The sequence below is a fragment of the Arcicella sp. GW822-FHT02H01 genome (assembly GCF_058802005.1).
Window position 1 is genome coordinate 3,655,604 of sequence record NZ_JBXANT010000001.1, and the last position, 24,066, is coordinate 3,679,669.

Below are 24,066 nucleotides of genomic sequence, written 5' to 3' on the forward strand. Positions count from 1 at the left end.
TTTTTAAAACAAAAAACCCGTAAGAATAAGTTCTAACGGGCTCTTAGTTAATATATTTATCAATGATAATTAGTTATTACTAAATCTCATTTTCAATTCATTAAGTTTTGATTTTACAGAAGTATCAATCTGACGATCGTTTACTTGAAGGATATATCCACCAATCAAATCTTCTTCAATTTTCTCAATGATTTCTACATCTTTTCCAGTTGTATTAGCAACAATCTGCTGGAATTCAGCTTTTTGTGCTTCTGTCAGTGGAGTAGCTGTAGTAACATAAGCTTTCTGAATACCTTTGTATAATTCATATTGAATAAGGTAATCTTCAGCAATTAGTTTTAATACTGATTCACGATTTTTTTGAGTAATAATTTCAAAAATAGACATCGTTGAATCATGTACTTTACCTTTGAAAATTTTTCTAAGTATCGTCAATTTATGATAGTGAGATACGATAGGATTTTTCAACAGTAAGTAAAACTGATGGTTTTCGTCGCAGACTTGGTTGAAGAGTTTCATGTCTTCATATACCTGAGCTTCAACGTTTTTTTCTATCGCCAAATCAAGCAAAGATTTGGCATATCTGAATGCAACGGTTTGCTGGGACATTTTAATTTTGGATTTTTGATGTTGAATTTAGATAATAAGTATCCTCCTTCTTTATTCAAATCGTAATATCAACTAATCGATATTAGTTTAATTTAGCATCAGCTAACAAAGTATTTACCAAAGCTTCTTGAGCAGCACGGTCAGCTAACTGAGTACGTAATACTTTTTCTGCAATTTCAAGTGATAAAGTAGCAGCCTCTTTTCTTAATGAAGCCACAGCACTTACTTTCTCTTGGTTGAAGGCAGCACGAGCTTTCTCAATTTCTTCTGCACCAGCTTTCTGAGCTTCAGCTCTAGCTTGTACAATCATTGCTTCGCTAGCTTCTTTAGCTTCTTTTAAAACTCTGTCACGCTCAGCACGTGCTTCTGCGATTAGTTTTTCGTTACCAGCTTTCAATTCCGCCATTTCTTGACGAGTTTTTGCTGCTAAAGAAAGAGCATCTTCAATTGATTGTTCTCTTTCTTGTAAAGATGCCATGATTGGTTTCCAAGCAAATTTTGATAACAAGAAAAACAAAAGACCAAAAATTACTAATTGCCAAACTATTAGACCAAGACCAGGGGTAATTAAATCCATCGTTGTCTGTGATTTTGTATGTGAAAATTTCTATGAATGCTTTCTAAAAACGTAAACTAACTTTCTGACTTAGAGAATGTATAGTGCACATTTGATATTTTTTAAGATGAAAATCAGCAATAGCCTAATGCTTTACTTGCTGATTTTCAAATTTTGCTTTTGATTAAGATTCAGCTACCAAAAAACTAATTTTTTCAGATATGAATACTAATCAGTTGGTCTTGAATTACTTCAATGTTACCAACAAACAGATTACCGCTGCGAAAAGAGCTACGGCTTCAACGAATGCTGCAACGATCAACATAGCACCTTGGATTTTTCCAGAAGCTTCAGGTTGACGAGCGATAGCTTCCATTGCAGAACCACCGATACGACCAATACCTAAACCAGCACCGATAGCTGCAACACCAGCACCTAAACCAGCAAGACCTAAACCTAAAGAAACTTCTCCTAAGATTGACAAAAGTGACATAATTGTAATTGTTTATTTGTTAAATTAATTTGAAAAACGTTTGAAAAAATATTAATGATGGTGCTCTTCAACAGCTGAACCAATATAAGTTGATGTCAACATAGTGAAGATATATGCTTGTAATAAAGCTACCAATAATTCGATAAGGTTCATGAAAATAGAGAAACCAACGATGATTGGGCTAATTGCGATACTTTCAAAGATAAAAATTAATGAAATTAAGCTCAATAAAATGATGTGTCCTGCACTGATGTTAGCAAAAAGACGAACCATTAAAGAGAAAGGTTTCATGAACAAACCGATAACTTCTACGGGTGTTAACAATATCAATAACCATTTCGGTACGCCCGGCATAGCAAAGATGTGTCCCCAATAAGTACTTCTTCCGTTAAGGTTAGTTACAAAGAAAGCAATTACTGCTAAAACTAATGTTACTGCGATGTTACCAGTTAAGTTGGCACCACCTGGTAATAATCCTAAAAGGTTGTTAATCCAGATAAAGAAAAACAATGTTAATAAGTATGGCGTAAAGCGTCTGTAATGTTTTTCACCAATGTTATTTTTTGCGATTTCGTCACGAACAAAAATGATGATTGGTTCTAATAACGACTGTAATCCTTTCGGCGCTTTTCCTTCACGTTCTTTATAACCTTTGGCTACTGAGAAGAAAATAGTCAATAAAAGCACAGCGCTTAATAATAATGATGCTACGTTTTTAGTGATTGAAAAATCAAAAACTGGAGAACCATCTTCGGCAACAATATGGTGATGTTCTAATTTTAGTCCTTCGTAAGAAACAAGCTCATGGTGTTCATTTTTGAACTTACTTGAAGAGAATACCTTTACTCCACCTTTGTTAAAAACGATACAAGGTAAAGGGATTGAAACATGTGAATGTCCAATAGTAGCAAAGTGCCATTCGTGTTCGTCACCGATGTGTTCAAGGATAAGTTTACCTGGCTCGAATTTCGCTTCGCCATGACTTTCTTCATGCTTGCCTTCTACGGCTTCTGTGCTAGTTTCAGTAGTAGGCGTAGCTGTTGTATCAGCACTATGCTCATGCTGAGCAAAAGTTACTGAAGAGAACAAAAATAAAAAAGCTAAAATATTTGAAAAATACACTTTCTTCATCACGGCTTCTTGGAAGTATATGGTTGTTTTTTGAATATTCTTAATAATAATCTTTACTCTTGGTTGGTGATAATCAATACTTTATAAATAAAACTAATTGATTCACCTCTAAAAGTGTCGCAAGTTACGATACAATCCGTAAATTTCAAACCCTGTGTAACATAAATAGAGTACAAAAAAATTGGTAATAAAGATATAGATGTCTTTTGTACCCATATAAGCAATTACGCCAACGAAAATCAGACTTAGAATTAACCTTGTTACAATACCACCTAAATAGAATTGCACAAAGTGCTCGCGATTGTTAGCAAACCCCATTTGAGCCAGCAGATGATTCAGGTAAGAAACCGCAAAAAAGAAAGCCAATATTATCCATTTATAAGAATGAAGATATTGGGAAAGTCCTATTTGTGGCGAAAAATAAAATACCAAACCCAAGACAATCGTTAGGATAATGATTCTAAGCATAATCAATAATTTTTGCAAAGGTAGGCAAAGACTAACTTTCAGAAAAGGAGAATCATAAAAAAAGCTACTCAACGAAATACGTTAAGTAGCTTTTTTATTTTTTGAGCTAATCCTTACTTTACTTGATAAGTATTTTTAGCGATACCAATGCCTCCGCTAAATGCTGTTCCTTCTACCACAATGTTGATACTTGTCTTTGCATCTGTATTCCAGTAAGTTAAGGTAGCTTTCCCTGTTGAATCCGTTTGAACATTAGGAGCCCAATGGAGTGTAGAGCGAAAATCTGGACGAACATTTTCTGGTTTATCTACATCGTATTTAGGCGCATAGAATTCGCGGGCTACATGATAGCCAAAACGCTTTTGAAGAGCAACTCCTAATGCAGGGTCTTTTGAATAATCATAGTTTGCTCCCCCTCTTTTTGTTAAAACGGATATTACTCCATTGCCAGCTCTTGATCCAAAAATAGCAGCATCTGCGCCTTTTAAAATATCAATTTCATCTACATCACAAGGATTAATACCTGTTAAAGCATCTATAGTTGTCGCCATCCCATCTAAAACAACAAGTGGGTCATTACTTGCGTTTATAGAGCCCATGCCTCTGATTACTACACTATATCCTCCATTACCATCAGGCGAAATTTGTACGCCTGCTACTCTCCCTTGTAGCATTTGTAACACGTTGGTAGCACCAGCACATAAAATATTATCCACTTTTAGGGTATTACTGGCCCTACCATAAATTTTACGAGAATCTTGTGGCGTTTCTTTTTTAGCTTTCACTACCACTTCGTCTAACATCTGAACTTTATCAAGTTTAAATTTCTTCTCTAGTTCAATAGCATCCTTCGCTTTTTTCAAGAAATCAGCAAGTTCTTTGGCATCAAATTCAATAGGATTAAAAGGCGTTCTTATAATCTGTACTTTAGGCGGACTTTGTTGTGGGTCTATAGATACCTGAAGGTTCTTACTTCCTTTATCTTTCATGCCTTGTACAAAAACTTGCGTGCTATCATTAAAATCAATGCCATAAAAAGCATAGTTTCCTAAAGAATCTGCACTTCCCATTAAAATCTGAGGATTTTCTTTTTGCGTTTTCAACATCAATGTCAAGCTTACATTATTAGCAGGCTTGCCATTTGGACGTAATGCTTTTCCTGTTACACTCAATCCCGTTTCTAAGATATGCTGAAAATTAGGTCTTTTATTTTCAAGAATATCCTTCCATATAAATCGCCTCCAGCCTTGTGTTAACATCAATATATCTAAATGTCTAGCGGCATTCTCATTGTTAGATTCAAAATAATAAGCAGGCTGTTCTATATTACCTTTTATACTTGAATAATATTCGCCTGTTTTTTTCTCAGCAACATCTGAACTCAACAATAAATATGTTAATAAATTACCCTGAAATGCATCAGGAATTACTTGTCCAGCATCAGTTACGGCCACTGAAAAATCGCCTTTCAATGGTTTTCCTGTTTTATCTGTAGCTTCCAAATTCAGCGTTACTTTTTCTCTGTTTTTATAGATTGCCTTATCTGTACTAACTTTTAAATTTATCTGTTTGTCTTGCTGTACAAAAACAAGGCGTTCGCATCTTGGTTCGCCTTTTGCATCGAACATCGTAATTTGTATAATACCATCATCAGGAATTTTTTCCTTAGGAATGCTTACGCCAAAAGATTTTAGTTTTTCAGAACCCTTCGCCACAAAACAGATTTGTCCTCTTTGTTGTGCTATAATGACAATATCCTTGGCTTTATCGACAGGGGTGGGGGTACTATTTGAGATAAAAACTTTTATCTTTTCTTTGTTAGAAACATTATCTATCGCCATCGTGTAGCCTTGTTGATAGGCTGTAGGTAAAACAAAAGACTTTAATGTACCATCTTTTTGCTTGACGTATGCGGTATAGGTTTCTAAATTTTCTGGCGTAAAGTTAAAATATCCCATTCCTAAATGTTCAGAATTGAAGGCAGCAGCGGTGTCTTTAGTACTGCTTAGTACAAACCCCTCGTGTTCTACTCCTTTTCCTGCAATATTTACAGCCTTGAAACCTACTCGCGTTTGAAGACCCACCACTAAATTTCCGCCTTCTGGAAAAAATTGTAAATCAGCAACTTCCTGTAATTTGTTTCCTGCGGTTTCGGTCAGTTTGTTTTTTGAAGCACCTTCCCAAATTTTTATTTCTTGCCTGAAAAAAAACTCTTCTGAGAAGTTTCTCATATAATTAGTATAAGCCCTGATTTGATAACTTCCTTCTGCTAAAGAATCAGGAATAAGAATATCACCAAAGGTTGAACCATCAGATTTTAAAGTACGCTGTGCAATAATTTTGCCTTTTGACTCATCTATTAAGTCAACATATAACACTCTGCTGACAGAATCTATTCTATGATAAGTAGCATCAAACAAGTAGCCCTTGAACCAAATGGTTTCACCTGCTAAGTAATAAGGCTTGTCAAGGTGTAAATAAACTTTTTCTTGTGGGTTTTCATGATGGAATTTCTCGAATTTGGCGACTAATTTTTGAATAAAGTCGTCTCCATCTTCCATAAAAGTAAAGGCAGAGGTGATAAAGAGTGTGATAGATAGAAAAGTAAATAGCTTGCGATTCATGCGTTTAGGTGGGTTTTGTTGTAATACCTTTTAAACGATTCAAATATCTTAGTTGGTGTTTACAAACACAATTATTTTGTGATAGGTGGGGTTTAATGAGGTACAAAAAAAAGATGACCACAATTAATTAAAATTGAGGCCATCTTTTTATTTATATTTAACACTACAGTGTTGTAAGGTCGAAACCGTCCATGAAGGCAGTGGTGAAATTTCCAGATTTAAAACGTTCGTCATCCATTAATTTAATATGGAATGGAATAGTAGTTTTAATTCCTTCAATCACAAATTCTTGCAAAGCACGTTTCATACGAAGCAAAACTTCTTCACGGGTTTGTCCCGATACGATTACTTTCGCAATCATTGAATCGTAGTTTGGTGGAATAGTATAGCCAGAATACACGTGGCTGTCGATTCTCACACCACGACCACCTGGAAGGTGAAGATTAGTGATTTTCCCTGGAGACGGACGGAAGCCGTTTTTAGGGTCTTCAGCATTAATACGGCATTCTAAAGCAAACAATTTAGGGAAATAGTTTTGCCCTGAAATAGGTTCGCCCGCTGCTACTTTTATTTGTTCTTTGATTAAGTCAAAATCAGTAACTTCTTCAGTAATCGGGTGTTCTACTTGGATACGTGTATTCATTTCCATGAAATAAAAATCTCCGTGTTTGTCAAGTAAAAATTCGATTGTACCAGCTCCTTCGTAACCAATAGCCGAAGCACCTTTGATGGCAGCTTCACCCATTTTAGCTCTTAGCTCAGGCGAAAGGGCAGGTGAAGGCGTTTCTTCACACAATTTTTGGTGACGACGTTGGATAGAGCAGTCACGTTCTGATAAGTGACAAACTGTACCGAATTGGTCTCCAACAATTTGAATTTCAATGTGGCGTGGTTCCTCTACATATTTTTCCATGTAAAGCCCATCGTTCCCAAATGCTGCTGCTGATTCAGTTTTAGCATCTGTCCATAATTTATCAAATTCTTCTTCTTTGCGGATGATTCTCATACCACGGCCACCACCACCAGCAGTTGCTTTGATGATAACAGGGTATTTGATGTCTTTCGCTAAAGCTTTTGCTTCTTCTACCGTATCAATCAATCCATCTGAACCAGGAATTACAGGAACTCCTGATTTTTTCATAGTGTCTTTAGCTGTTGCTTTATCACCCATCGAATTGATTTGATCGGCGGTAGCTCCAATAAATTTGATACCATATTCAGCACAAATTCTTGAAAATTCAGCATTTTCAGATAAAAACCCATATCCTGGATGTATCGCATCTGCACCAGTAACTTCGGCAGCAGAAATAATAGCAGGAATATTTAAATAAGATTGACGACTTGGTGGTGGGCCTATACAAACGGCTTCATCAGCAAATTTTACGTGAAGGCTTTCACGATCGGCAGTTGAATAAACAGCTACCGTTTTAATGCCCATTTCTTTACAAGTCCTGATGATGCGAAGAGCAATCTCACCTCGGTTGGCAATTAATATTTTTTTAAACATGATTCAATTTGAGCATTTGAAAACTTGAGAATTTATAATTTGATAACTAAAGGTTTAGCAAATTATTCTATCTTCAAATTAAGCCAGTTCTACAACAAATAATGGTTGGTCAAATTCAACTGGCGTTGCATTTTCAACCAAGATTTCAACAACTTTACCTGAAATCTCAGATTCAATTTCGTTGAATAATTTCATTGCTTCAATGATACAAACGGTTTTACCTTTTGTGATTTCTTTGCCTATTTCAACAAAAACTGGTGAATCTGGGCCAGAAGAACGATAGAACGTTCCAATCATTGGTGATTTGATAGTAACTCTATTGGCATGAACTACTGGAGCTGCCGCAGGAGTAGCTGGTGCCGCAGGAGCTGCCGCCGCTGATGTTGCAGGAGCCGCCACTGGAGCAGCCGCAACTTGTGGAGCTGCTACTTGCTGAATTACTGGTGCTGCACCATAACGTTTAACAGATAATTTTAACTCCGAAGTTTCGATATTTACTTCATCAAGGGTTGATTGTGCAATAAAATCAAGGAGTTTCTGAATTTCTTTATTTTCCATGTTAGGACTGTTATAGGGATTACTTTACTCTTTCAGCGTACTCGTATGTACGAGTATCAACTTTAATTTTTTCGTCTGTTTGGATGAATAATGGTACGATAATAGTTGCTCCAGTTTCTACTGTAGCTGGTTTTTTCGGCGAGTTAGCTGTGTCTCCTTTGATACCTGGTTCAGTATAAGTTACTGTTAACTCAACAAATGGAGGCATTTCGCAAGAGATAGGCAATTCAGTTTCGGCGTTAATTAAAATCTCAACTTCTTGGCCTTCTTTCATCAAGTCGGCAGCTTCAACCATTTCTTTATTAAGGGTGATTTGTTCGAAAGTGATGTTATCCATGAAAGTAAAACCAAACTCTTCAGCATAAAGATATTGGAATACTCTACGTTCAACACGAACAGGGTAGATATTTACACCTGAGTTGAAGGTATTATCAATAACTTTTCCAGAAGTCAATGATTTCAATTTTGTTCTTACAAAAGCAGGTCCTTTACCTGGTTTCACGTGCAAGAATTCAATAATTGAAAATAAATCATTATTGAATTTAATTACTAAACCGTTTTTGATGTCTGCAGTATTTGCCATTTTTTATAATTGATATTAAAATAATGATTATCAGTACTGGTAATCATCTCAGCAATATCGCTATTATTATTTTAAATAAATTTTGTTACTATGAATAAAGTATCTGCAAAATTAATCTTTTATTGATAAATAGTAAAATAAATAAATACTAGAAATTTTGCGAGGTACATAGTGGTCAATTTAGGCTTAATATGCCCATTTCAGATAGATACTTCCCCAAGTAAATCCTCCACCGAATGCTGCTAATACTAAATTATCTCCTTTTTTTAATTGAGATTCATAATCCCACAAACATAAAGGAATTGTAGCGGCTGTGGTATTACCATATTTTTGGATAGTCAACATTACTTTGTCTGGTCCAATTCCCATACGGTTTGCCGTAGCATCAATAATTCTTTTATTGGCTTGATGAGGCACTAAGAAAGCTACATCTTCACCAGTAAGCTGATTACGTTCCATAATTTCAGCTGAAACATCAGCCATTCTAGTGACGGCAAATTTAAATACAGCTGGACCTTCTTGATGAATATAATGCTGACGTTGGTCAATTGTTTCGTGAGTAGGAGGATAAGCACTTCCACCAGCCTTTTGGATTAAGTGGTTAGCTCCTGAACCATCAGATTTCAATATGAAATCTTGAATACCCAAGCCCTCTGTATTAGCTTCTAATAAAACAGCACCAGCGCCATCGCCAAATAGTACACAGGTAGTTCTGTCAGTATAATCAACAATGGAAGACATCTTATCTGCACCCACTACTACTACTTTCTTATATCTGCCCGCTTCAATAAACATAGCACCCGTAACAAGGGCGTTTAAAAAGCCAGAACAAGCAGCTGCTAGGTCATAAGAACCAACATGAGGTATGCCTACTGCCTCACAAATAATATTAGCAGTAGCTGGGAAAAAATGATCAGGAGAGATAGTAGCACAAATTAATAAATCGATTTCCTCTGGCTTAGTGTTTGTTTTGGCTAATAAACCCTTAACTGCCTCTATTGCCATTACAGATGTACCTTTTCCTTCTCCACGTAGAATATGACGTGTTTTAATGCCCGTTCGGCTTACTATCCATTCATCAGTGGTATCAACAAATTTTGCAAGGTCAGCGTTGGTCAATATATCTTCGGGTACATAACCTTGTACTCCGGTAATTGCTGCAGTGATTTTGGTCATGGTTATATGGGAAATGCTCGAATAATAAAATATTTGAAAATCAACGTAGATTATCCAAAATCTTTATTCGCTCATTCTTATTACTTTAAGCAAACGCTTTTTTTATTTTTTCAGTTAGCTTAGATTCAACGATGCGATGACAAAGATGAACCATGTTTTTGGTGGCAAGTGCCGACGAAGAACCATGTGCTATAACAACGTTTCCGTTTACGCCAATAATCGGGCTACCCCCAACGGCTTCATAATTTGTTTGGTCTATGAAGTCGTCTTTAATTCCTCTTTCAGACAAAATTCCGTATAGAGATTCTCCCATTTTCAAGAGAATATTACCTGTAAAACCATCTGTTACAATAACATCGGCTTTTGCCTTGAAAAAGTCTTTGCCTTCAATGTTACCAATGAAGTTTATTTTTCTTTCTTCTTGGAGTAACTTATAGGCTTGCTGAACGATAACCGAACCTTTTTCGGGTTCTTCACCGATGTTCATCAAAGCTACTCTGGGCGATTCAATCCCCATCGTTGCTTTAGCATAAATAGAACCTAAAAGACCAAACTGTGCTAACATTTCAGGTTTTACATCAGCATTGGCACCAATATCAAGAATTACGGCCAAATTGCCGTCTATCTGTGGTGCAAAACCAGCAATAGGAGGGCGTTGAATGCCTTCTATTGTTTTGATAGAAAACAACGAACCTACCATCATTGCCCCTGTGTTGCCCGCAGAAGCAAAGACATCAATTGCTCCTGTCTTTAAAAGTTTAAACCCAACTCCGATACTGGAATTGGGTTTAGACTGTAATGCTCTTACAGGATGTTCACCCATTTCTATTGTTTCATTTGCTTCCACAATTTCAATGTTAGAACCCGTAAAATTTTGGTTATCAATTATCTGCTGAATTGCTGCCGTCTGACCAATCAAAACGATGGTTACACCAGCAGGTAATTCTTGAGCTGCCAATACTATTCCTTCAACGATAGCTTTTGGGGCGAAATCTCCACCCATTGCATCAATCCCTATCTTCATTCAATTATTATTTGGTTATTCACTAACGGAATGACAAAAATAACATTTTATGAAGTGTGAAACAGCGTTTTTGTTTGAAAATAGTTTTGAAAACTGATAGTTTTTTGTCAATTCTTCGTTTGAATGTTGATATTCAGCACATTAAGAGATAGACAATTGCCAAAATCAATTAATTATGCTTGAACAGCATAACCTTCTACAACCATTTTACCTTTGTAAAATAAATTTCCTTCAAATACGTGAGCACGGTGACGTAAGTGAATTTCTCCAGTTGTTGGATCTGTAGTGATTGTTTTTGGAGTTCCAAAATCGTGTGAACGTCTTTTATCTCTACGAGTTGTCGAGTGTCTGCGTTTAGGATGTGCCATTTGCTTATTTCTTTATTATGTTATTCTTTATTTATCTAAAAACGTAATTTGCCAGTATGGTGGCTAAATTATTAATTATTATTCAATTTCTTTAAAATAGCCCAGCGTGGGTCTATTTCAGGTTCATCTTCGTTTGTTTTTTCTTCATCGTCGTCATCATCATCTGAATCTCCTGTTGAAGTAGAATAAACAATTTCTCCTTCGTCATCATCTTCCCAAATTGAATCTTCAAAGTCTTCGTCTAAATCATCATCATCCAAACTTGATAAAAATGTTTGTTCTTCAACTTGAAAACGGGGATGAAGCTTTTTCATTGGAATCTGCAAGCCAATGAATTCATAAATATCTTGAGCTACGTTGATATACTGTGTATTTCTATCAATCAACATCAACTCATCTGTAATCTCCTCAGTGTGGTCAGAAAACTTTAAAATCATTTTCTGAGTAATATCAATAGGGAAATCAAAAGTATCCAAGCTACGGTCACAAGTGAGTTCTACAGAACCTACAATATGATATAATAATTGAATCATTACTTCCGATTTATCTAAAGTAACGGTTGCTTTAAAATTCCCTTTTTCGATTAAATCTTGCTCTAATGCCACAAAAAAGTCATCACCTCCCTCAAATTCATGCACATAATGCTTGTTTTCAAGGCGGAAGATGTCAATCTTAAATGTATTTAATACGCTCTTATTCACTTGGTTTCATCGAAAAGACTGCAAAATTAGGGACTATTTTTTACAATGACAAGTATTGAACAAAATATTACAAGTACTTATTGCCAAATATCTTTTGGATAACGACCTTTGTTCCATGAAACAGATTATAAAAAACAATCCTTTATATTTTGGCTTGTATATCGTTGTATGGCTTATAGGGCTTGTATGGGTGCTTAGTACCAACAAATTTGACCAAATGGTATTGATTAACCGATATAATGCTTTGTGGGCAGACTCCTTTTTTGTAATGGCTACACAATTGGGTGAAGGATGGTTTTTTGTGGCTATAATCCTAAGTTATTTATTTATTAGTTATGATAAAGCACTGATACTTACGGCTTCTCTGGGTTTAAGCTCTCTAGTTTCATTTTTATTAAAACTTAGTTTTGATAATCTCCGTCCCATGGCTTTTTTTGCAGATAAGCATATAAAATGGTATTTTGTTGATGGAGTAAAAATTAATATCCATCTCAGTTTTCCTTCTGGGCATACCACTACTGCCTTTGCAGTTTTTACATTGCTTACTATCTTTCTTATCAATAAAAAGTGGTCTGTACTCTTTTTATTACTGGCTTGTTTGGCAGGTTATTCAAGATGTTATCTTTTCCAACATTTTCCTGAAGATGTTTTGGCGGGCTCTGTCGTAGGAACAGTTAGTAGTATGGTAGTGTATATATTGGTTAATAAAATGCTTGAGAATAATCCCAAAGACTGGCATAGAAGAAGACTGATTCCTCCTAAGAAATCCTGATTTCTTAGGAGGAATTTAGTGATTTAGCGAATGAGTGATTTAGTGATTGGGGCATTTAAATCGTAGTAAAAGACAGCTCAAAACTCATTGCTCAAAGCTTACAGCTACTAGCTATTGTTCTATCAAATTCTTCCTTTCCAATTTCTTAAAGAAGTCATACATCGGGTTAACATCTAGTTTAACAAACTTCTGCCATAGTTTAATAGCTTTAGTAATTAATTGACTTTCTATCAAAAAACCATCGTGACCATATAGAGAATCTAAGGCTTGGAAAGTAGCTCCAGGGATATGTTTTGCCAAAAAGGCTTGTTCATTAATTGGGAAAAGGGCGTCAGACTTTATACCCATTACCAATGTTTTAGCCTTAATCTGCGATAATGCCTGAATAGCTCCGCCTCTACCACGACCCACATCCTGCGAATCCATCACCTGCGAAAGTACATAATATGAAAAAGCATTAAACCGCTGAGCTAGTTTTTCTCCTTGATAACGTTGGTAGCTCATCGCACGATGCACTTTGCCCAAAGACTCATCTTTACGGGCTTGTGTTACGCCATAGGTTTCATAATTTCTATACGAAATCAAGGCGGTAGCTCTGGCAGCTTTCATGCCTTCGATACCTGCTTGTGGGTGACTTTCTTTCCAAGTCGGGTCTACTTCAATCGACATCCTTTGCGATTCGTTAAAGGCAATTCCCCACGGTGAATGTTGCGCATTGGTAGCAATCAAAATCAGGTTTTCAATCAAATTAGGCTGAGAAATAGCCCATTCTACACATTGTTGACCACCCAAAGAACCGCCAATACACGTTTTGATTCGAGTAATTCCAAGATGCTCGCGAAGTAAATCAAAAGAATTGACAATATCGCGGATAGTAATAAAAGGGAAGGTATGGAAATAAGGTTCGCCAGTAGCTGGATTGATAGAAAGAGGGCCAGTACTGCCATAATGTGACCCTAATACATTTACACAAATGATAAAATGTTTATCAGGGTCGAATAGCTTACCTCTGCCTACTAACCCTTGCCACCAATCTTCTACATCATGACTACCCGTAAAGGCATGACAAACCCAAATTACATTAGAGCAATCAGCGTTTATCTTACCTAATGATTGATAAGCTAATGTTACTTCTGGTAAAATACCTCCTGCCTCTAGTTCAAAGGCTTGATTATATTTAAAAAGATTATTCAATGTATAAAAGACTTGAGCACCAATACTCATTTGAGTGAAACCTTTATTTAAGCAATCAAAAGCGAATGATAAGATAATTGCTTTTGTAACTCGTCGAAACTTTCTTCATATTCCCAGTACATCAATCGTCCATGCGAGCCCGTCACCAAAATATATTTTTCAGAAATAGACTGTATGCGGTTGATAGCTACCACCTTTACCATTTTCTGAGCCACGGTTACTTCTTCGATGATTTCCTTATTGTTGGCGTCGAAGCCATGAACAATGAGGTAATTGCCCGTTGTGATTTTAATAAATTTTGACATAATAGCTGACAAATTTGGTCACGACAAAATCATGACGATAAACGAAAATAAATCGTAAACCTGACGAATACTTTACAGCATGGAAAAATGACTGGGAGAGTACTTCGTAATTGGTTTATATTTCCTAAAAAATAGTCAAACGACTATACAATTTCTAGGTAGGAATTAGCACCTTGCCTTTACGAGCGGTAGGTTGCCAGAAGTTCATAGAGCCTATTCTCTCCCTTCTTCTTTATAAATCAATTACCTGTGGAGGTCGAAACCTCAGAGGAAAATTGACTTGATGATGCAAAGTAAATCGTGAAAGCTTGAAAAAGCAAATTTTTTAGGCTTTCTCCCCAAAGAATCTTCTTTACAGGGTGAAAAAATAGGTTGTACATCCTTTCTATTAGCCGGCGACTTAAGTCCTAATGATTACCCATATATCTATAAGTGCTTGATAGTTAAATTCTTATCCCTAGTGAGGGACTTAAGTCCCTCGCTAGGGATAAGAATTTAACGTAGTCAGGCTATGACAAGAGACGACCAAAGCTCGGTTTGAAAGGCGATTTAAGCCTATTTGAACCAATTTTATCAATAATTACATCTTCATTTCAACTTTTTTAAAAGATGTTGGTAATCACTTTAAGTCACCGACTAATAGAAATGGATGTTGATAATTATCTTACTTAAAGGTCAAAAATAATAACTTAACATTACTGAATACCTTTCGACAAACCATCCATTAATGCATCAACATCGTTCATGTCATTATAAAGATGTGGGGCAAGCCTGATAGATTGCCCTCGGAACGAAACAAAAACTTTGCGTTCTTGCAAGGCAGCTTGAATTTTTTGGTAATCGACATGCTCAGGAATCCTAATGCCTACTAGATGGCTACTTCTATAAGGTTTTTCTTCTACCCAATAGCCATGTGCTTGTAAAATTTCTAAAGGTTCTTTCAGCAATTCATCACAATAATTATTGATAGCATTCACTCCCCAAGCATTGATTTGTTCTATCGCCGCAGTAAGCATAGGATTTAAGATAAAATTGCTTCTTTCGCCCATGTTGTATCTATCTGCTTTGGCTCTATACTGAGTTTGATAATTAATCAAATTTTTAAAATCTTCAGAACCTACCCGATTTATCCAATTACGTTCTAAGGGATTGCCTTCATCAAAAAAAGCTCCGAAATAGGCTACTCCTGCTGAATAAGGGCCTAAAAGCCATTTATATCCGGGATTGATGATGGCATCGGGTTGCACTTTTTGTACATCAAAAGGCATCGCTCCGATAGACTGTGTGCCATCCAATACCAACAATGCACCTACCGAACGGCAACGTTGACCAATGATTTCGGTATTAAAAGAAGTGCCATCAGCCCAATGAGTAGGCGATACTACTACTAAACAAGTGTTGCTAGTGATGGCTTCCAACAATTTTTCATTCCATATTTTACCCCTATTTTCTAAGGATGCTGGTGGATGAACTACCCTCATTTTTAAACCCAAATTGATACAAACCTCTTCCCACGCATATACGTCGGAAGGGAATTCTTCGCTGACCATCACAATTTCTTGCCCTGCTCTTATATTGGGTTTTCTATACAAGTTTTTAGCTACGATTGCCATGCCGTAGGACGATGAAGGCAATAATACAATGCGTTCAGGGTCTGGACAATTAATTAATTTAGCATAAGCATTTTTAACGGGTTCAGTCGTTTCAAAAAAACTTTGTGAAGTAATGTTTTGAGGTTGCGTTTTTCGCAAAATTCCTTGAATGCCAGCTTCTTCTACTGATTTAAGATTGGGTGCCATGGTGGCACAATTGATATAATGAATACCTTCTTCAAGGCTAAAAAGATGTTTTTGACAGGATAAACTCATTTTGTTGATGTTATATTGAAAGGTTTTCAAAAATACATATTCTTGACGATTTTAAGCTATAAATGATTTGTACAACACAAAAAGGTGTAATTTTGAGTATGCGTATAGATGAATCAACCATAGAACGAATCCGACAAAGTGCTGATATTGCCGATGTAATAGGCGATTATGTTTCTTTGAAGAAGAAAGGAGCAAACCTTTGGGCTTGTTGTCCATTTCATGGAGAAAAATCACCGTCGTTTTCAGTATCGCCTGCTAAGGGTATTTATAAGTGTTTTGGTTGTGGAAAAGCTGGGGATGCTATCCGTTTTATCATGGATATTGAAGGACTGGGCTATGGAGAAGCTTTGCGGCATTTAGCCAAAAAGTATGGCATTGAAATCCAAGAAACGCACCTTACAGACGAACAACAACTAGCACAAAATGAACGTGAAAGTTTACTCATTGCCCTGAATTATGCTAAAAATTATTATCAAGAGAATCTTTTTCAGCATGAAGAAGGGAAAAATATAGCCTATCCATATTTTAAAGAAAGAGGGTTTTCTGATAAAACCATTCGTACGTTTGAATTGGGTTATAGCCTTGATAATTGGGCTGCTTTTACGAAAGAAGCCTTGAAGAATGGCTATAATGTAGATATTTTAGTAAAGGCTGGCTTGACGATTTTGAAGAGCAATGAGCATGAAAATGTTCAGCAAAATCAGAAAACCTTTGATCGTTTTAGAAATAGAGTAACCTTTCCAATCCATAATGTTTCGGGAAAAGTAATTGCTTTTGGTGCAAGAATCCTGAAAAACGATAAAACACAAGCAAAGTATTTAAATTCGCCTGAGACAGAGGTTTATCATAAATCGAATGTACTTTACGGAATTTACCAAGCCAAAAATGCTATCCGTACCAAAGACGTTTGTTATTTGGTAGAAGGTTATACGGATGTTATTTCTTTGCACCAAGCGGGTATCGAAAACGTTGTGGCATCATCTGGAACGTCTTTGACGATAGAACAGATTCGTTTGATTGCTCGTTTTTCGCAGAACATTACTGTTTTGTACGACGGTGACCCCGCTGGTATTAAGGCGTCGTTGCGAGGAATGGACATGATTTTGGAAGAAGGACTTAACGTAAAGTTGGTTGTTTTTCCAGAAGGCGAAGACCCCGATAGCTATGTTCAGAAAATAGGTTCGGATGCTTTTGTTGATTATATCCAAAAAACCGCTAGCGATTTTATTACTTTTAAAGCAGAATTATCACTCAAAGAAGCTGGAAGTGACCCTTTCAAAAGAGCTGAGTTGATAAAAGATATGGTAGCTAGTATTTCTAAAATACCTGATTCTATTAAAAGGTCGGTATTTTTTCAGAAAACTGCTAGTTTGATGCAGATTGATGAAGGGATTTTGATTGCTGAAAGCAATAAGATATCTTTAGAAAGAAGCAAGCAAAGAGAAAAGGATAACCAAAGAGATGCCAATCGTCAGCGATTACAAAACGATTTACCGTCAGGTGTAACCCTTAGCAAACCTGAACCAAATGTAAATTTTGATGATTTACCAAGCTTTTCAGAAGAAGACGAGTTTTCGGGTTTTCCAACAGATTTTACACCGAATAATCGTACAACAAATGTACAAAATATACAGCCTAATATTCCCGTTAGTTCCCCAAAGGTGCTTACTGGTATCGCTTTGCAAGAAAAAGAATGTGTACGCTTGCTGATTAGTCATGGCATTAAGGAAGTAGACCCAGGGGTTGCGCCAGGCGTTACATTGATGCAGTATATTTTATCAGAGATTGATGGAATGAATTTTGGTACGCCTATCTACCACGATATTCTGACAATGTGCCGAGAAAGATTTACGCAGGGAGTAGTATTAGATACTAAGTTTTTTATTAGTCACAGCAACCCAATTATTCAGCAAGAAGCTATTAACCTTGTTACTGAACGTTATTCAGCTTCTGAGGCTTGGTTGAAATATGAAATTATTGTTCCTACTGAAGACGATAAGCTAGCAGATTTGGCTTATCAGAATATTTTACGATTAAAAAAGGCTTTCAATGACCAACAAATGAAAGACTTGATGCAACAGCTTGCCAAAACTTCTGATGCCGATGAGCAGACTCATTTATTGGGTTTATTTATGAAAGCCAAAGAAATTGAAAAGCAAATATCCAAAGAATTAGGAACCGTAGTTGGAAGATAGAAACAAAACAAAGACAATGACAAAGACATTATATTTGGTTCGCCATGCCAAAGCATCAGAGTCAGTTAGCCCTGATTTAATCCGTCCACTAACATCAAGTGGTATGATTGATGCGGCTAGAATGGGCAGAAATTTATTGCCTAAAATCAATCCTATTGATTTAATCATTACTTCTAATGCCGAGCGTACACAAATGACGGCTAAAGTACTTTCGGAACAATTGGGTATTGCTGATGAAAAAGTACATGTGTTAAGTGATTTGTATGAAAGCTCGCCCAAACACTATTTAGATGCAGTAAATGCTATTCCTGAAAATATAAACGCTGTAATATTAGTTGGACATAACCCAAGTATCAGTTATTTCGCAGAATACCTTACCCATGCTGATATTGGCTCAATGCCTACTTGTGCAGTTGTAGGGATGAAGATTGAAAATTTGACTTGGGCAGAAGTAGGCAAAAAATCAGGAGATTTGATATTCTATGATTCGCCTGAGAGTATTTTGGGGTATAATATATAATAGTTGAAGAAGCTGTAAATAATACGATAAGTTCCTCGTGCTATATAATTCTTACTATTAGCTGGCGACTTAAGTCGCCAGCTAATAGTAAGAATTGGAGTAATCGTTTTTATACTTGAACACTATTACTCATTTACTTAACCCATATTTCAAAGATAAACTATCTCTTAATGCTACATCTTTTGGACTATATTTTGTCCAATAATCGCTGAGAAGCGTTTTCTTCAAAACGGCTTTAGTTGTCCAATTTTTTCCTTTGTTGACGTTACTTTCCGTCCAACCCATAATTTTATGTGGAAAAGCTTCTTGAAAAATAATTTCTATAGAACGATTTTTTTCTGGGTAATTGATAGAGAAAACCTTTAGCTTTTTCTCTGTAAAATCTGTTCCTACATAATCTTTCAATGCAGCTTTGGCCGACAATACTGTTGGTAATTGATGGGTTAATTGTGAATAACTTAAACTTGGAATCATCTCAATATCACCATCAGGTAAAGTTTCAGGCGAAAGGCGGATTGTATTCCAAATTTCATCTTCCAGCCAAGCTCTTTTTAATTCAAAATCTTCTTGTACTTCTTTTTCAGCATAACTTTTCCCTTCTATTTGATAAGCCCTGTTTTTATGGTTCAATTGCATATAAGCCATTCCATTCCAATCTTGTATTGAAGTCGCTACTTTCAAGGCATGGGGAAAAGCTTTTGTATCAACGCCTGAAAAAACAGAAGTCATCACACTATAATCATTAATACCTGTCAGGAATTTTTCTGTAATATTTACTTTCAGCACACTGGTAGCCTCTGATTTACTATCCGACGCTAGTTTTACTTGTTTATCAGTTCTAAAATTTTCTGTCACAAAAATCATCATGGCTTCTCCCAAAGAGCTTTGTCCATTATTATCTTTTTGCAAAGCATAACTATTGATTTCAGCTTTGTTTTTATACCAATAGTCTGCAAAAAATTTATCAGAAGCCGTAGGCATTGAAAGGCAAGTAACGTCGGGTTTTTTAGGCTCTTGTTGGTAAATAGTAGCACCTTTGGCAAAAGCATATACAACTGCTAAGGTAACACAGATGGCTAAAAAGTTATTTCTGATGAAGTGATTCATAAAATAGGAATTTCGATGATTGGAATGAGCTTCAATTTACACATTTTAGATAAATTCCGTATCTTGGAAAATGAATAATTACTTCTTACTATTTCATTCAACATTCTTCAATTATTAATTAAAATGAAAAAATATTTACAGTACTTTATTGCCTTCTCGGTTTTAATATTAACTGCTTTTCAAGCTTATTCCCAAATAGAAAAAGCACCACCGAGGGCAGAAGGCGAAGGTCAATACAATCGGATGATTATCCGTGGTGTAAACCTTATCAATGGTACAGGTTCTCCGATGCAAGGCCCTTGTGATATAGTCGTCGAAAAAAATAAAATTGTTGAAATCAGAGTAGTTGGCTACCCAGGTGTTCCGATAGACCCCAAAAGTCGCCCACAGTTAAAAGAGGGCGATAAAGAATTAGATTGTACGGGCATGTATATGTTGCCTGGTTTTGTAGATATGCACGGGCATATAGGTGGGAAATCGCAAGGGACACCTGCTGAATATGTATATAAATTATGGTTGGGACACGGTATTACTACCATCCGCGACCCTTCGGCTGGGAATGGTTTAGACTGGGTTTTAGACCAAAAAGCAAAATCTTTAAAAAATGAAATTACTGCACCTAGAATTTTGGCATATACAGCTTTTGGAATGGGAGCTAAGGAAACGATTTCAACCGCAGAACAAGCCAAAACTTGGGTAGAAGAAAATGCTAAAAAAGGTGCTGACGGTATAAAGTTTTTCGGAGCAAGACCAGAAGTAATAGAAGTAGCGATAAAAAGAAATAAAGAATTAGGCTTACGTTCGGCGTATCACCATGCACAAGTAGACGTAGCACGTTGGAATGTTTTGAATTCAGCCAGAGCAGGGCTGACTTCTATGGAACACTGGTATGGTTTGCCTGAGGCACTTTTTGAAAGCCAGACTATCCAAGATTATCCTGCAGATTATAATTATAGTAACGAACAAAATCGTTTTGAAGAAGCAGGAAAGCTTTGGAAACAAGCTGCCAAGCCGGGTTCGAAGCGTTGGAATGAAGTAATGGACGAGTTGCTCAAACTAGACTTTACTATTGACCCTACTTTTAATATCTATGAAGCCAATCGTGAATTGATGTTAGCACGCAGAGCCGAATGGCACGAAGAATATACGATGCCTCAATTATGGCGTTTCTATCAGCCTTCACGTATTTCGCATGGTTCATACTGGCAAGAATGGGGTACAGAGCAAGAAGTGCAGTGGAAAGAAAACTATAAACTTTGGATGGCATTTATCAATGAATATAAAAACAGAGGAGGGAGAGTAACGGCTGGGTCTGATTCTGGTTATATATTTCAACTATATGGCTTTGCCTACATCCGTGAGTTAGAGCTTTTGCGTGAAGCAGGTTTTCACCCTTTAGAGGTAATTAGGGCAGCAAGTTTAAAAGGTGCAGAGGCATTGGGGATGGCTGATAAAATAGGGAGTATTGAGGTCGGTAAATTAGCAGATATGGTAATTTTAGAAGAAAATCCACTAAAAAACCTAAAGAATCTTTACGGAACAGGGGCTATTAGGTTGACTGATAAAAATGAGGTAATTAGAGTAGGAGGTGTAAAATATACCATTAAAGATGGTGTAATTTATGATGCTAAAAAACTGTTGGAAGATGTCCGCAAGATTGTAGCTGATGCTAAAAAGAAAGAAAACTTTGAGATTTTTCAACCAGGATTAGAGAAGAAAACAGGAGCAAAGGTACAGGGGAGTAAGGAGTAGAGATAAGATTGTTAAATTCTAATTCTTACTATTAATGGGTAATTTAAGTCATAAATGATTATTTATATGTTTGTAAGTCTCTGATATTCAAGTCTTATCACTAGCGATGGACTTAAGTCCATCGCTAGTGATAAGACTTGAATACTAATTCTCTATTTGAGACATTTTCCTCTTTACATGCAGCTCAATCGCCCACCATCTACAGGTAAGTTAACACCATTAATATAAGCTGCTGCTGGACTACACAAAAATGCTACAGCTGCTCCAAATTCTTCTGCTTCGCCGAATCTCCCTGCTGGAATATCCGCTTGAAAAACTTTTTCCATCGCATCTTTTTCCACTCCTGCTGAATTGGCTCGAGAATTTACCACAAAATCTAAGCGTGCTGTTTTAGTATAACCTGGCAATACATTATTCACGGTAATACCAAATTGTCCCAATTCATTTGCCAAGGTTTTTGACCATGAAGCTACTGCTCCACGAGTAGTATTAGATACTCCTAAACCATTAATGGGCTGTTTTACCGAAGTAGAAATTACATTGATGATTCTACCAAAACCTGCTGATTTCATACTTGGAACACAGGCTTGCACCAAAATATGATTACAGATTAAATGGTTGGAAAAAGCTTGTGTAAACTCCTCAATCTTGGCATCTATGATAGCGCCACCTGCAGGACCTCCTGTATTGTTAACCAATATATGAACTACGGGATTGGCTTCAAGGTGTTTTTCGATACCTACTTTTACTTCATCAGGTTTAGAAAAATCAGCTACGAAATAAGAATGTTGTTGTCCTTTTGAACTATCTAGGCTTTGAAGAGTTTCCTTGAGTGTACTCTCGTTACGGGCTACTAAAGTTACGTTAGCACCTAGCAGTGCAAGCTCAATGGCCGAAGCACGACCAAGTCCTTGGGTACTGCCACAAACAATGGCATTTTTATGGGTTAAATCTAAATTCATGATTTGAGGAAATTAAATATATTAAACTATTTTTACTTTTCACTTTGCCCATGTGGCGAATACTCATGCCATGACTCAAAGTCATGGCATGAGTAGAACGATGAGTATTCACAACAAAGATATGCCAGATTTATCATTTAGAAGTACAGAAAAAGAACTGATTGACGACTTAGATTTAGATAATGATGCCCTCAGACAAAATTTGGAAGAACTGGCTATCATCAATAAATATTTAGGAGGTAATCAAGTAACGATTAGTGGACTTGAGACTGTCTTCAACAATTTGACTAATCAAAAATCAACCTATAAAATAGCTGATTTGGGCTGTGGTGGAGGCGATATGCTGATGGTAATAGCAAAGTGGGCAAAGAAGAAACAGATAAAAGCTGCATTGATAGGAATTGATGCCAATGATTTTATGATAAAATTTGCTACAAAAAGGACGGTTCAATTTCCTGAAATCCAGTATTTATATCAGAATATTTTTTCAGAAGAATTTCAGCAACATTCTTTTGATATTGTAACAATGACATTATTTTGTCATCATTTTGATAATGAAAGTTTGATACAACTATTTAAGCAACTCAAACAACAAAGTCGCCTAGCTATTGTTATTAATGATATTCATCGCCATTGGTTTGCCTATCATTCTATTGCTTGGATTACCAAACTATTCTTAAAATCATACTTGGTAAAAAACGATGCCAAGCTATCCGTTTGGCGAGCTTTCCGAAAAACAGATTTAGAAACCATTATCCATCAAGCAGGCTTTACGAATTATTCTATCAAGTGGAAATGGGCTTTTCGTTGGGAAGTGGTTTTGTTTTGTGAGGACAATAATAAATGAAATGATATTTTAACCGTTCACATTCAAAAATCAAATATTCAGCATAGAAGTAGTTTAAGCGTTAAAAAAATATCTACATTTGAAACAGTAATACGCAATGGCATAATTATTTTACCACTGTATTACATCACATATTCACATTAATTAATTAAAACTATGTCAAAAGGACTTCTTATTGGATTAGGCGTTGCTGCATTATTGTTATTCTGGGGTATTGGTGTCAGAAACGGCATGGCGACAGAAAATCAGGAGGTTGAAGCGGCTTGGGCGAAGGTACAAACTGCTTATCAACGTCGTGCAGATTTGATTCCAACTTTGGTAAATACAGTAAAAGGGGTAGCAAACTTTGAAAAAGAGACACTTACCGCTGTCATCAACGCACGGGCAAGTGCTACACAAATTAAATTAGATGCGAAGGATTTAACACCTGAAAATATGAAGAAATATCAAGAGGCTCAAAGCCAATTGTCAGGCTCGTTATCTCGTTTAATGGTCGTAGCAGAGAAATATCCTGAATTGAAAGCTACTGAAAATTTCTCTGAATTACAGTCACAATTAGAAGGTACAGAAAACCGTATCAAGGAAGAACGTGATCGTTTTAATGATACTGTAAAAGGGTATAACAACAAAATTGTTACTTTTCCGAATAGCTTAATTGCAAGCTTCTCTGGATTTACAACGAAAGGCTATTTTGAAGCCGACGCAGGTGCATCAAAAATGCCAACGGTTGATTTTAGTAAATAGTT

General features: G+C 36.3%; 24 protein-coding genes and 1 riboswitch. Of the genes, 6 read left to right on the forward strand and 18 right to left on the reverse strand.

Annotation, left to right across the window (positions count from 1 at the left end; genetic code table 11):
* Window positions 1-69: 69 nt before the first annotated feature.
* The 13 genes from atpH to AC1RNE_RS15310 all read right to left on the reverse strand — a co-directional run bounded on the left by atpH (window position 70) and on the right by AC1RNE_RS15310 (window position 11,798).
* Entirely contained in the window at window positions 70-609 is a 540-nt protein-coding gene (gene atpH / locus AC1RNE_RS15250) for an ATP synthase F1 subunit delta (protein ID WP_492801948.1), read from the reverse strand.
* Window positions 610-691: 82 nt separating this feature from the next.
* The gene (atpF, locus tag AC1RNE_RS15255; protein ID WP_492801950.1) at window positions 692-1,186 is read right to left on the reverse strand and encodes a F0F1 ATP synthase subunit B; all 495 of its coding nucleotides are present in this window, start codon (window positions 1,184-1,186) and stop codon (window positions 692-694) included.
* A 226-nt stretch (window positions 1,187-1,412) separates the two neighbouring features.
* Window positions 1,413-1,658, reverse strand: coding sequence for an ATP synthase F0 subunit C (gene atpE, locus AC1RNE_RS15260; protein WP_184129022.1), 246 nt, complete (start codon window positions 1,656-1,658; stop codon window positions 1,413-1,415).
* A gap of 51 nt (window positions 1,659-1,709) precedes the next feature.
* Window positions 1,710-2,789, reverse strand: a complete 1,080-nt coding sequence (gene atpB / locus AC1RNE_RS15265; protein WP_492801952.1) for a F0F1 ATP synthase subunit A — start codon at window positions 2,787-2,789, stop codon at window positions 1,710-1,712.
* 108 nt (window positions 2,790-2,897) lie between these two features.
* Window positions 2,898-3,257 (reverse strand): hypothetical protein, encoded by a 360-nt coding sequence (locus AC1RNE_RS15270; protein WP_323251021.1) that lies wholly within the window; start codon window positions 3,255-3,257, stop codon window positions 2,898-2,900.
* 113 nt (window positions 3,258-3,370) lie between these two features.
* Complete coding sequence (locus AC1RNE_RS15275; protein WP_492801954.1) at window positions 3,371-5,881, reverse strand: TonB-dependent receptor plug domain-containing protein; 2,511 nt, start codon at window positions 5,879-5,881, stop codon at window positions 3,371-3,373.
* A gap of 163 nt (window positions 5,882-6,044) precedes the next feature.
* Window positions 6,045-7,388 carry an acetyl-CoA carboxylase biotin carboxylase subunit gene (gene accC / locus AC1RNE_RS15280; RefSeq protein WP_323251025.1) on the reverse strand — a complete coding sequence of 448 codons (1,344 nt, stop codon included), beginning with the start codon at window positions 7,386-7,388 and terminating at the stop codon, window positions 6,045-6,047.
* 78 nt (window positions 7,389-7,466) lie between these two features.
* Complete coding sequence (gene accB, locus AC1RNE_RS15285) at window positions 7,467-7,946, reverse strand: acetyl-CoA carboxylase biotin carboxyl carrier protein (protein WP_492801956.1); 480 nt, start codon at window positions 7,944-7,946, stop codon at window positions 7,467-7,469.
* 19 nt (window positions 7,947-7,965) lie between these two features.
* Entirely contained in the window at window positions 7,966-8,529 is a 564-nt protein-coding gene (efp, locus tag AC1RNE_RS15290; protein ID WP_492801958.1) for an elongation factor P, read from the reverse strand.
* A gap of 186 nt (window positions 8,530-8,715) precedes the next feature.
* Entirely contained in the window at window positions 8,716-9,705 is a 990-nt protein-coding gene (locus AC1RNE_RS15295; protein ID WP_492801960.1) for a beta-ketoacyl-ACP synthase III, read from the reverse strand.
* 85 nt (window positions 9,706-9,790) lie between these two features.
* On the reverse strand, window positions 9,791-10,729 hold the full coding sequence (gene plsX / locus AC1RNE_RS15300; protein ID WP_309912726.1) for a phosphate acyltransferase PlsX: 939 nt from the start codon (window positions 10,727-10,729) through the stop codon (window positions 9,791-9,793).
* A gap of 173 nt (window positions 10,730-10,902) precedes the next feature.
* Window positions 10,903-11,097, reverse strand: coding sequence for a 50S ribosomal protein L32 (gene rpmF / locus AC1RNE_RS15305; RefSeq protein WP_184129002.1), 195 nt, complete (start codon window positions 11,095-11,097; stop codon window positions 10,903-10,905).
* A 71-nt stretch (window positions 11,098-11,168) separates the two neighbouring features.
* A complete protein-coding gene (locus AC1RNE_RS15310) occupies window positions 11,169-11,798 on the reverse strand; it encodes a YceD family protein (protein WP_492801963.1) in 630 nt (209 codons plus the stop codon).
* Window positions 11,799-11,913: 115 nt separating this feature from the next.
* On the opposite strand from AC1RNE_RS15310, the gene AC1RNE_RS15315 reads away from it, so the two are divergent.
* Entirely contained in the window at window positions 11,914-12,570 is a 657-nt protein-coding gene (locus AC1RNE_RS15315; RefSeq protein ID WP_492801965.1) for a phosphatase PAP2 family protein, read from the forward strand.
* 111 nt (window positions 12,571-12,681) lie between these two features.
* Here the strand turns inward: AC1RNE_RS15315 and AC1RNE_RS15320 are convergent, their stop codons facing one another.
* The 3 genes from AC1RNE_RS15320 to AC1RNE_RS15330 form a co-directional block, all read right to left on the reverse strand.
* A complete protein-coding gene (locus tag AC1RNE_RS15320; protein WP_492801967.1) occupies window positions 12,682-13,794 on the reverse strand; it encodes a homoserine O-acetyltransferase family protein in 1,113 nt (370 codons plus the stop codon).
* A 17-nt stretch (window positions 13,795-13,811) separates the two neighbouring features.
* Window positions 13,812-14,069 (reverse strand): hypothetical protein, encoded by a 258-nt coding sequence (locus AC1RNE_RS15325; RefSeq protein WP_492801969.1) that lies wholly within the window; start codon window positions 14,067-14,069, stop codon window positions 13,812-13,814.
* 112 nt (window positions 14,070-14,181) lie between these two features.
* Window positions 14,182-14,310, reverse strand: a riboswitch (SAM riboswitch).
* A gap of 454 nt (window positions 14,311-14,764) precedes the next feature.
* Entirely contained in the window at window positions 14,765-15,937 is a 1,173-nt protein-coding gene (locus AC1RNE_RS15330; protein WP_492801971.1) for an aminotransferase class V-fold PLP-dependent enzyme, read from the reverse strand.
* 98 nt (window positions 15,938-16,035) lie between these two features.
* Here AC1RNE_RS15330 and dnaG point away from each other — a divergent pair, with 98 nt between their 5' ends.
* Entirely contained in the window at window positions 16,036-18,132 is a 2,097-nt protein-coding gene (dnaG, locus tag AC1RNE_RS15335; protein WP_492803655.1) for a DNA primase, read from the forward strand.
* Window positions 18,133-18,148: 16 nt separating this feature from the next.
* Window positions 18,149-18,652, forward strand: coding sequence for a SixA phosphatase family protein (locus tag AC1RNE_RS15340; protein ID WP_492801972.1), 504 nt, complete (start codon window positions 18,149-18,151; stop codon window positions 18,650-18,652).
* Window positions 18,653-18,781: 129 nt separating this feature from the next.
* Here the strand turns inward: AC1RNE_RS15340 and AC1RNE_RS15345 are convergent, their stop codons facing one another.
* Window positions 18,782-19,759 (reverse strand): hypothetical protein, encoded by a 978-nt coding sequence (locus AC1RNE_RS15345; protein WP_492801973.1) that lies wholly within the window; start codon window positions 19,757-19,759, stop codon window positions 18,782-18,784.
* 243 nt (window positions 19,760-20,002) lie between these two features.
* Between AC1RNE_RS15345 and AC1RNE_RS15350 the strand changes: the two genes are divergently transcribed.
* Entirely contained in the window at window positions 20,003-21,511 is a 1,509-nt protein-coding gene (locus AC1RNE_RS15350) for an amidohydrolase family protein (protein ID WP_492803657.1), read from the forward strand.
* A 173-nt stretch (window positions 21,512-21,684) separates the two neighbouring features.
* Here AC1RNE_RS15350 and AC1RNE_RS15355 read toward each other — a convergent pair whose 3' ends face one another.
* On the reverse strand, window positions 21,685-22,473 hold the full coding sequence (locus tag AC1RNE_RS15355; protein WP_492801974.1) for an SDR family oxidoreductase: 789 nt from the start codon (window positions 22,471-22,473) through the stop codon (window positions 21,685-21,687).
* A 70-nt stretch (window positions 22,474-22,543) separates the two neighbouring features.
* Here AC1RNE_RS15355 and AC1RNE_RS15360 point away from each other — a divergent pair, with 70 nt between their 5' ends.
* Window positions 22,544-23,320 carry a methyltransferase domain-containing protein gene (locus AC1RNE_RS15360; protein WP_492801975.1) on the forward strand — a complete coding sequence of 259 codons (777 nt, stop codon included), beginning with the start codon at window positions 22,544-22,546 and terminating at the stop codon, window positions 23,318-23,320.
* Between the two features lie 156 nt (window positions 23,321-23,476).
* Window positions 23,477-24,064 (forward strand): LemA family protein, encoded by a 588-nt coding sequence (locus AC1RNE_RS15365; protein ID WP_492801977.1) that lies wholly within the window; start codon window positions 23,477-23,479, stop codon window positions 24,062-24,064.
* Window positions 24,065-24,066 lie beyond the last annotated feature (2 nt).